Genomic DNA, 9534 nt, shown 5'->3' with positions numbered 1-9534 from the left:
ACTTCACCATGCCCGTGCGGTGCATCATAATCACCGAATACTTTAAGCATACGCTCAATATGTACGCCAGCCGTTTTAACTGGTACCAATACCATCGAATGCTGATGATGACGGTCTTTGTTTTCATCAGGGGTATAAGCCATCACAATCAAAATATCAACAGCAGGGTCGCCCAAACCAGATGACCACCATTTGCTACCATTGATAATTATCTCATCAGCATCAACTACAGCCGTCGCTTGCATATTAGTGGCATCACTCGATGCCACCTCGGGTTCAGTCATACAAAAGACAGATCGCGTCTTACCTTCTAATATTGGCGTCAACCACTTGTCTTGTTGCTCTGGTGAGCCATAACGCCACAACAACTCCATATTGCCGCTATCAGGGGCATTACAGTTGAATACATGAGGTGCTAATAAACTGCGGCCTGTCAATTCTGCAATTGGTGCATAATCAGTGACAGAAAGCCCTGCACCTAATGTGTCATCAGGCAAGAACAAATTCCACAAACCAGCTTCACGCGCTTGCTTGCGCAGGTTTTCATAGGCTTCTGGCCATTCCCAGTTCTGCCAATCACCATCAGGATTTTTTTTGTGACAATCTGTCCAAAACTGCGCTTCTATTGGCTCAATATGGGTTTCGATAAATGCTTTGACTTTGGCATGCATGGTTTGCCCATGTTCTGTTGCGGTAAACATCAATGTATTATTTGACATAAGTGACTTCCTTTTCCTTATTTATCATTTGAATCAAGTGTTAATAAAAAACTCCATCAGAGCCTTATAGTCGGTTCAACCTAAAAGTAGCACAAGCCAACCTAGTGTAGAAGTATGTTTAATACCCAAAGCGAGGTTAACACCACAATACTTTTATAGTAGAATAACTATAGTGTACGCACGTATACTGTTTCCGTGTGTCTCATTTATAACACAGCATTTGTGAATAAACAGCAAAAAGGCGCGACCCGCTAGGACACGCCTTTTACAAAACACAAACAATGCTTAGATTTTGCTGCTATTTGAGAATATTCAAACGACTGTTCAGGTCAAAACGAGCCAAGGCATCTGGTAGTTTGTCGACCACCGTACTTACTGTCGCTTCTGCTGCTTGAGCCAACCCGAGCTTTTCAGCCAATGTTGGTTTTTGACGCGAGTGCAATGCATATACCTCACTATTTTCCATACGTTCTAAAATATAGCTATCTGACGTTTGTAGACTATCGATTAAGTTAAGTGTCAGTGCATCTTCGCCATACCAGTGCTCGCCAGTAGCCACTTTGGCAACATCCAATGCTGGACGATAGGTATTGACAAAGTGTTTGAACAATTCATGCGTCTGCTCTAGCTCTTCTTGATATTTAGTGCGGTCTTCGGCATCGTTTTCACCAAACATAGTAACCGTGCGCTTATAGTCACCAGCCGTAAACATCTCATAATCCACATCATGGTTTTTTAGCCATTTATGAAAGTTCGGTAGCTGTGACACCACGCCGATTGAACCGGTAATGGCAAATGGCGCAGCAATCACATTATCCGCCACACAAGCCATCATATAACCACCACTGGCAGCCACTTTATCGACACATACTGTTAGTTTTAGGCCCGCGTCTTTTAGACGAACCAATTGCGCTGCGGCCAAACCATAACCATGAACCATCCCGCCACCTGACTCAAGACGAACGATGACCTCGTCGCCTTTGTTTGCAGTGCTGATCAGCGTGCTGATTTCTTCACGTAAATGCTTGACTGCTGTTGCTTTGATATCACCATCAAAATCTAGGACAAAAACTTGTGCCTTGTCATCCGCATTTTTTTTCTTATGTTTGGTTTTTACTTTTAATGCCTGTTTGGCTTTTTTGGCCATGGTCTTTTTGAATTGTTTGAGTGCCGCTTTGCCTTGAGTTGCTTCCATTAAATGCTCACGGCGTTGCTCTTGGCTTTTATTTAAATGTATAACTCGTAGTTCGATAGGGTTTTTTGCGGGATGAAAAAGCATGAGCAGTATTCCTTAAGTAATTGAAACCATTTTAATAAATTTTATAAGTTAGCTTGATATGTGCATAGTGGGCTATATTTTCAAGCAATATGACAATATTTAACCAGATGTAAATGTTCTGGTATCAATACATGTAGCGCTGAAGTATTACCGTTATTTGATTGACCTCAGCAGGTTGTATAACAAAGGCAGATTAGGCATAATATGCGTTTAAACCAAATTTTCTGCAGCCAACGTGATGACCATTTGTCGTAATCGCGTTGTTTGTGCGTTTTTTAGCGGATAGCTCGAATCGCACAGCGATGGCTGCATTATTGTATTTCGAATTGGGCTGACAACTGGATAACTATATTATGACGCATAGCGAATACCGAGACGAATATTGCGGAGCTGTAACCGAAAGCTTGATTGATCAAACCATTAGTGTCGTAGGCTGGGTACATCGTCGTCGCGATCACGGTGGCGTGATTTTCTTAGACATGCGTGACCGTGCTGGTATCTTGCAGGTCGTTGTTGATCCTGATACCCCAGAAGCGTTTGCTACTGCTGATGCAGTACGCCCAGAATACGTACTAAAAATTACTGGTCGCGTACGTCGTCGTTACGAAGGTACAGAGAACGCCAATATGACCAGTGGTCAAATTGAGCTATTAGGTAAAGAGATCGAGGTACTTGCCAAGTCTGAAACCCCACCATTCCCATTAAATGATGACAAAGCCACGGTATCAGAGGACTTATGTCTAAAATATCGCTATCTGGATATGCGTCGTCCACAAATGCAAGAACGTATGGTATTCCGTGCGAAAGCCACATCAGCGATTCGTCGTTATTTAGATGACCATGGCTTCTTGGATGTTGAAACCCCTATCTTGACTCGTGCCACACCAGAAGGTGCGCGTGATTATCTAGTACCATCACGTACCCGTCCAGGTAACTTTTTTGCTCTACCACAATCGCCACAGCTATTTAAACAGTTGCTAATGGTGTCAGGGTTTGACCGTTACTATCAAATCGCTAAGTGTTTCCGTGATGAGGATTTACGTGCTGATCGTCAGCCTGAATTTACACAGGTGGATATTGAGACTTCTTTCTTAAATGAAGAAGAAATCATGAACATCAACGAAGGTCTAATCAAGCATTTGTTCAAGACCATGATGGACGTTGAGTTCGAGCAGTTTCCCCGCATGACTTACGCTGAAGCAATGCGTGACTACGCCTCAGACAAGCCTGACTTGCGTATTCCTTTAAAACTCATCGACATTGCCGATTTGATGAAAGACGTTGATTTTAAAGTATTCGCTGGTCCTGCTAACGATCCTAAAGGTCGTGTGGCTGCCCTGCGTATTCCTGGTGGCGCTTCATTAAGCCGCAAACAAATCGATGCTTATACCAAGTTCGTTGGTATCTATGGCGCACGTGGCTTGGCTTATATCAAAGTCAATGATGCCAGCAAAATCAACAACGGCGTAGATAAAGAGTCTGGCCTACAGTCTCCAATCATCAAAAACATGACTGATGAAGTATTGGCAAGCCTAATCGAACGTACTGGTTCAGAAGATGGTGATATCATCTTCTTTGGTGCAGATAAAGCCAGTGTCGTAAACGATGCAATCGGCGCACTACGTCAAAAAATCGGTCTCGACCTTGACATGACAACTTGTGAGTGGGCACCACTTTGGGTAACCGACTTCCCAATGTTTGAGCAAACTGATGATGGCAACTGGACATCAATGCATCATCCATTCACTAAGCCTAAAGGCTCAGTTGATGAATTAAAACACAACCCAGAATCAGCCCTATCTATTGCTTATGATATGGTGTTGAACGGTACAGAAATTGGTGGCGGTAGCTTACGTATCAACACCTTTGATATGCAGCAAGCCGTACTTGAAGCTTTGGGTATCGGCGAGCAAGAGGCTGAAGACAAATTTGGTTTCTTACTTGATGCATTGAAATTCGGTGCACCACCGCATGGTGGTTTGGCGTTTGGTTTAGATCGCTTGATTATGTTGATGGTAGGGGCAAACTCTATCCGTGACGTGATTGCCTTCCCTAAAACCAAAACCGCTGATTGCCCACTGACTCAAGCACCTGCTGGCGTCGATAGCAGACAACTGCGTGATCTTGGTATCCGTGTGCGCGAAAAAGCACAGGCTGACACCAATCAATCTGCACAATAAACAGTCAAGATAATGGTTAGCTACTTTTCTGACTGGTTACGTGATTCATCACCGTGTGAATGGTCATGAATCCGTATCATATTTTCAAATTCGTGCCACTGTCTGTATTACAGATATTGGCACGTTTTGCTGCGTGGATAATTATAAAGATACCCAGTCTCAGCATCATGCGTACGGTTAGTACCAACATGGCGATGATTGCTCCTAAATTGTCCACTGCACAAAAACAAGCGTTAACCAAAGAGATTATTTATCATCAATGTTTAACCAGTATTGAGTCAATCAAAAGCTGGGCAATGTCACCTGAGTGGAGTATTTCTCAGATTCGTGATGTCCATAATAAAGAGATTTTATTAGAAGGACTGGCTAATCCTAACGGCATGTTGGCCATCGTACCGCACCTTGGTACGTGGGAGATGATGAATGCATGGCTCAACCAGTTTGGTTCGCCGACCATCATGTATAAACCCGTCAAAGGCAGTCTCACTGATGACTTTGTGCTGCAAGGTCGTTCACGGCTTAATGCAACTTTGGTCCCTACTGATGGCAGCGGTGTCAAAGCTATCTTTAAAACCCTTAAACAAGGTGGCTTTAGTATCATATTGCCTGACCATGTTCCAGATCCATCTGGCGGTGTGGTTGTGCCTTTTTTTGGAGTGGAGACATTAACCAGTACGCTCGCCTCCAAATTGGCCAGTAAAACCAAATGTGCATTGGTAGGCTTATCTTGTATCCGTCGTGACGACGGGCGTGGCTTTGATATTTATTGCTATCGGCTTGATAATCCAGCACTTTATGACCGCAATACAGAAACATCTGCTCAGGCACTTAATTTAGCCATGCAACATATGATTGAAGACAAGTGCAGTCATTATATGTGGGGCTATCGACGTTTCAAACATATTCCCACACTGGGCAATCCTTATACTGCTGACCAAGAAGCGCTAGCCAATTTTATTCATAAAAACAATCAAACTGTCCATGCTGATAAAAGTCAACATAAGCAATAACCATACAGTCAGTTAAGCGTTTAGAGAGATTGTGAATAACATCCATGCTAATATTGGCTAACTTTTGTGGCTTTTAGCTTTATTAACTTTTTATCGATATCAATATGAGTGCATTATGGCAACTGACCTAACGAACATCTCATCAACCGACTTCACGGCAGCAGAGTCCAGTACTACTGCGCAACGTTATGTCATCTGTATGAAATGGGGTGATAAATACGGCCCTGAGTACGTCAACCGCTTGTACAATATGGTCAGCCGCCATCTTACCTTAGACTTTCAAATGGTCTGTCTCACAGATGATAGTACGGGTATTGACCCTGCTATCATGTGCCACCCTATCCCAGAAATGGATCTGCCAGCAGGTCCTGAACGCGGTTGGAAAAAGCTTACAACGTTCAAGCCTGAACTGTACGATCTCAAAGGCGTAGCACTGTTTTTAGATATCGACATCGTTATCGTCGATAATATCGATGCCTTTTTCACTTACCAAGCCGAGCATGAAGACAGCGTCGTCATCATCCGTGACTGGAAAAAACCATGGCGCATGATTGGCAATAGTTCAGTCTATCGCTTTAACATTGGTACGGGCACGTATCCTGACTTATTGGCAAACTTCGAGCGCAACTTTGACACTATTCGTCAGCAAGTACGCCACGAACAGGCCTATTTGTCCAACTATTTACGCGAACATCATCACCTAGAATATTGGGATAAAACTTGGTGCGTCAGCTTCAAATACCAATGTATTGCGCCTATTCCTTTTAACTTTGTGCGTGCACCTACACTGCCTGATGGTGCAAAGATAGTAATATTTCATGGTGAGATTAACCCGCCAGATGCCATCAATGGTAGCGGCGGCAAGTGGTATCGTCATGTTAAACCAAGTCCATGGTTAAAAACTCATTGGCAGTAAGTAAAAAGTCTATAGCATAGCTGCCACAACAAGCAATACTGAATAATTTTCCAAATATAAACTAAGGCGTGTTGCTAAGGTATTCACATTACCTTCGACTTACTCTTTGTTTGGAACACAGATTTCATAACCTAGCAGCAATCAGCAGTGCCTATTTGTGAATAATCAAACACGCCCTAATACAAATTAGCTATACTAAGACTTAATTGCGATATGCTTTTCAAACAGCAATGAAGCCTATCTAAACACCACCTTTACCTTACTATCATAACTACTTCGTAAACAATCATCAGTCTTCATCAAACACTAGGGCGTGTCTTCATTTTAAAAATGGTGATAAAAATGAGATAAACAGCAGCCAAACAAGGAAAATAGCGCAGATAATATCGATATATTAGTCAGCTATTTGACGCCGTTTAGCAAAATTTAGCCATTTTTAACCCATTTAGATGACTATCGATTGAATTGAAGACACGCCCTAATTCAACAATTACTTGGATTAATCATGAAAATAGCAGTTGTAGGCACCGGTTATGTTGGTTTATCAAATGCGTTGTTACTGGCCCAGCATAATGAAGTCATTGCGGTTGATATCATTTCTGAAAGAATCGAACTACTGAACTCGAAGCAGTCACCTATCGAAGATAATTATATTGCAGATTTTTTATCATCTAAAGACCTGAATTTTTCTGCAACAACTGATGCACAATCTGCCTATAAAGATGCAGACTTCATCATTATTGCAACGCCAACAGACTACGATATAAAGACCAACTACTTTAACACTTCAACTGTAGAGGCTGTCATTGAACAAGCGCTATCAGTAAACCATAAAGCTACTATCATCATAAAGTCCACCGTTCCCGTTGGTTATACTAACGGTATAAGAGAAAGGTTTTCCAGCCAAAATATTATCTTTTCTCCTGAGTTTTTACGTGAAGGCAAGGCACTCTATGACAATCTTTACCCATCAAGAATCATCGTTGGCGAACAGTCTGAGCGTGCCGAAATATTTGCAAACTTACTCTTAGAAGGTGCTATTAAAAAAGATGCACCCCTGCTATTTACCGACTCGACTGAAGCTGAAGCCATTAAGTTGTTTTCTAACACTTACTTAGCCATGCGTGTTGCTTATTTTAATGAGCTAGATACCTACGCGCAGACCTTCGGCTTAGATACCAAACAAATTATCAAAGGCGTAGGCCTAGACCCCCGTATCGGTGATCACTACAACAACCCATCATTTGGCTATGGTGGCTACTGCCTACCTAAAGATACCAAACAGCTCCTTGCCAACTATAACGAAGTCCCTAGCAACCTTATTAGAGCCATCGTTGATTCTAATAGCACTCGTAAAGACTTTATCGCCGACGCAATAATCAAAAAACAACCAAAGACCGTGGGGATTTATAGACTGGTGATGAAGAGTGGCTCAGATAACTTCAGAGCATCTGCTATCCAAGGCGTTATGAAGCGTATCAAAGCGAAAGGGATCACAGTGGTCGTTTATGAACCAGTTTTACAAGAAGATAACTTCTTTAATTCAAAAGTCATTACGGATTTAAACGCATTCAAAGCTATGAGTGATATTATTGTAGCCAATCGCTTATCCACTTATATTCAGGATGTATCAGATAAAGTATTTACACGTGACTTGTTCGAAAGCGATTAGCTGCTGTATTACAAACCTAGAAAAATTAAACACTGACTATCGTTTATGCCTCATTTAGCACTCTTTTGGCTGGCCACATTGCCTTCTGTAGATTGTAGGAAATGGTATCGCCATCTGAAAATAATCCCAACGCTGAAGGAATATTAGTAATAATGAAACAACCTAAATCTAAATTGGCTAACCTACTTTCTTTGAATCAGCATCGTAAAAGACTTGGTGCAGCAAAAGTAGCAAATCAATTACAACAAGTGGATTGGGAAACCATGAGCTCACAGATCATTGAGGGTGATACAAGCACATACACTCATGGTTCTGACAAAAACCTACAATCTCATATTGATAATTTGAGACATGAATTTGTGGGTCGTACAGAGCTTGAGTACTACCATGCCAGTTTAATTGTACTAATACGCCGTGACTTTCAAACAAAAAACAACTTCAACATCTTCGAGCAGCTTTGGTATCAAAACCATGAGTTTTTGATCAACAACCTCAATACCCGATGGTTAATTTCAGCTTGTGATACCTTCATAGATCACTCTGATGATGACTACTTAATATCTTTATTGATGAATGCTGTTATCATGGTGAATACGATTAAGCTACAAGAAAGTGAGCTGTTTTTAACCGCATCAGAGAAAGCTTTACCGAAATTAGAGCGCAAAAATTCTTTAGAAGCTGAAAGATTAGCATTGTTTGATGGTGTTTCAGGATTTGCAGTGGGTACTGATGATACATTACGTAATATGCGCTGGCGCTTAGATAAATTATGTAACGCTCATGTACTTGGCGGCATTGTTCTTAAAGTTTTTGAAAGTGCTCAGCACCCAGATGCTAACACCGTGTACTCCCGATTTCGTGCTTTGCATACTCGGGATAAAACTGCTTGGTGGACGGAATAAAATCAATGTCAAATCAATCAAATATAACAGCGTTAGTCATTAACTTAAATAGCGCAGTAAAACGCTGGTGCTTTCAGGAAAAACAATTAAGCCATCTTAAGATCAACTATCATCGTCACGCAGCAACATCTGTAGATGACTTAACAGATGCTACGTATGAAAAGTGGGCTAATGACTGGCAACGGAAACTGAGACGTACCGAAATGGCTTGTTTTTTAAGCCATTACCGTGTTTGGAAACATATCGCTAATAGCGGGCAAGCGTTTTTGGTTTTAGAAGACGATGTCTTACTGTCTGAGCACCTTCCTGAAGCCTTAGCAGTCTTAGAAAACAATCAGTCTCTTGATTATGATCATATTACTTTCGAAACTAGAGGCAGAAAGAAGCTTGTTACTAAACAAAGTGTCTTAGACTCAGAACATTTTAGCCTGCACACTCTATTTCTAGATAAAACAGGAGCAGCAGCTTATCTTCTAACCCCAGCAGGAGCAAAGAAGCTGATTAATCAAGTAGACAAGAAGGGTGCGGGACTAGCTGATGCTCTTCTGTGCCATACTAAGACTCTAAAAAAGTTACAATCTATTCCTGCTTTGGCTATTCAAATGGATATGGCAAGTCATTACAAGATGTCCAACCTTGAACAACCGTCTGTTGCCAAAAGCAATATTTCTACAGTCATCCATTCTAAACCTACGGCAAATAGCCTATCAGATAAGCTAACATTTAAATCTAAGCGCTTAGCTGCTCAGGTAGATATGGGGCTGATTCAAGCTCGCCACTCTAGTCAATCTAATTATATTGAAATAAGACCAAATGAAGATGAGTTTGCCTACTTATCTTATTTACTTAAAAATTA

Annotated in this window: 8 protein-coding genes; 6 read left to right on the top strand and 2 right to left on the bottom strand. The window is 41.5% G+C overall.

All coding sequences use genetic code 11. The features are described from left to right. Together ACT3SX_RS11835 and sohB are read right to left on the bottom strand one after the other, a co-directional pair. On the bottom strand, positions 1-701 hold a 701-nt coding region (locus ACT3SX_RS11835; protein ID WP_442069941.1), incomplete at its 3' end, for an acyl-CoA dehydrogenase family protein. Positions 702-1017: 316 nt separating this feature from the next. Next, positions 1018-1998: a protease SohB gene (sohB, locus tag ACT3SX_RS11830; RefSeq protein ID WP_442069939.1), complete on the bottom strand. Its 981-nt coding sequence runs from the start codon at positions 1996-1998 to the stop codon at positions 1018-1020. A 353-nt stretch (positions 1999-2351) separates the two neighbouring features. On the opposite strand from sohB, the gene aspS reads away from it, so the two are divergent. The 6 genes from aspS to ACT3SX_RS11800 all read left to right on the top strand — a co-directional run. Further along, positions 2352-4178, top strand: coding sequence for an aspartate--tRNA ligase (gene aspS, locus ACT3SX_RS11825; RefSeq protein WP_192520191.1), 1827 nt, complete (start codon positions 2352-2354; stop codon positions 4176-4178). A gap of 65 nt (positions 4179-4243) precedes the next feature. Then, the gene (locus ACT3SX_RS11820) at positions 4244-5188 is read left to right on the top strand and encodes a lysophospholipid acyltransferase family protein (protein ID WP_192520190.1); all 945 of its coding nucleotides are present in this window, start codon (positions 4244-4246) and stop codon (positions 5186-5188) included. A gap of 199 nt (positions 5189-5387) precedes the next feature. Then, positions 5388-6104, top strand: a complete 717-nt coding sequence (locus ACT3SX_RS11815; protein ID WP_192520193.1) for a glycosyltransferase — start codon at positions 5388-5390, stop codon at positions 6102-6104. Positions 6105-6609: 505 nt separating this feature from the next. After that, positions 6610-7776 (top strand): nucleotide sugar dehydrogenase, encoded by a 1167-nt coding sequence (locus ACT3SX_RS11810; protein ID WP_192520189.1) that lies wholly within the window; start codon positions 6610-6612, stop codon positions 7774-7776. A gap of 152 nt (positions 7777-7928) precedes the next feature. Beyond that, positions 7929-8678: a hypothetical protein gene (locus ACT3SX_RS11805; RefSeq protein ID WP_192520188.1), complete on the top strand. Its 750-nt coding sequence runs from the start codon at positions 7929-7931 to the stop codon at positions 8676-8678. Positions 8679-8683: 5 nt separating this feature from the next. Next, a partial coding sequence (locus ACT3SX_RS11800; RefSeq protein WP_442069937.1) for a glycosyltransferase family 25 protein occupies positions 8684-9534 on the top strand: 851 nt, incomplete at its 3' end.

Origin of the sequence: Psychrobacter sp. AOP31-B2-9, from assembly GCF_052378005.1 — a bacterium.
Lineage (GTDB): Bacteria > Pseudomonadota > Gammaproteobacteria > Pseudomonadales > Moraxellaceae > Psychrobacter.
This window is presented reverse-complemented; position numbering and strand designations above follow the sequence as displayed.